This window comes from Gallaecimonas xiamenensis 3-C-1 (genome assembly GCF_000299915.1).
Classification (GTDB): Bacteria; Pseudomonadota; Gammaproteobacteria; order Enterobacterales; family Gallaecimonadaceae; genus Gallaecimonas; species Gallaecimonas xiamenensis.
The window spans coordinates 1-859 of sequence record NZ_AMRI01000058.1 but is presented as its reverse complement, the minus strand read 5'-3'; the positions used below and the strand labels follow the sequence as shown (position 1 = coordinate 859).

The following is an 859-nucleotide window of genomic DNA, read 5'->3' as shown; positions in this document are numbered from 1 at the left end:
TTCAAATCCTCTCGCGCCGACCATAAAGAGAAAAAGCCCTCACCGCAAGGTGAGGGCTTTTTCTTTTGTCTTGCATCCGGCCCTGGCCTGGTGGATGCTCAGGCCATGCTGACTCGTACCGTTTTGCCCCAAGCCCAGATCATTATCGCCATCCCCAGCATGGCGGTATAGGACAGCATTTTGCATCTCAACCCGCCCTGGAAGGCGGGTTTTTCGTTTTTCAGGGCCAACGCAAGGAGTAGCACCATGGTACCTCGACTGCATTTTTTCTGTGGCCTGGCCGGCGCCGGAAAATCCACCCTGGCCAGGCAGCTGGCCGAAGCTCCAGGGCACCTTTTGCTCAGTGAAGACCAGTGGTTGGCAAGCCTCTACGGCCTCGAGCTAAACACCCTGGCCGATTACGGCCGCCTGGCCCCGCGCCTGAGAACCGCCCTTAGCCCCCACCTGTTGGCATTGCTCGAACAAGGCCTCAGTTTAGTGCTGGATTTTCCCCTTAATACCAAGGCCAGCCGCGCCTGGGCCAAAGACCTTGTGGCGCAAAGCGCCCTGCCCCATCAACTGCACTGGCTGGACCTGGCGCAGCCCCAATGCCTGGAACGGCTGCTGGCCCGCAATGCCCGGGGCGAACATCCCTTCGCTCCGACCCAGGAGCAGTTTTCTGCCCTGTGCGGTTACTTTGAGGCGCCAGGGGCCGATGAGGGTTTTTGCCTGCTTCGCCACCAAAGTGGTTAAAGGGCTAGCAAGGCGGGCAGAAAGGCAGCAAACAAACGGCCTTTTTGAAAACTTTACTTGCATCAGACCCTTAAATCGGGGACATTAGCGCCCGCTGCACGGCAAGTCCCCACGCTTATTGCAGCAA

Annotated in this window: 1 protein-coding gene; it reads left to right on the top strand. The window is 58.6% G+C overall.

All coding sequences use genetic code 11. The features are described 5' to 3' along the window. The first annotated feature begins 246 nt into the window (after nucleotides 1-246). On the top strand, nucleotides 247-732 hold the full coding sequence (locus tag B3C1_RS19175; protein WP_008486895.1) for a P-loop nucleotide/nucleoside kinase family protein: 486 nt from the start codon (nucleotides 247-249) through the stop codon (nucleotides 730-732). Nucleotides 733-859: the final 127 nt, after the last annotated feature.

Excerpts from the sequence above, each read along its gene's own strand:
- B3C1_RS19175 (WP_008486895.1), top strand. The coding sequence starts at position 247 with ATGGTACCTCGACTGCATTTTTTCTGTGGCCTGGCCGGCGCCGGAAAA.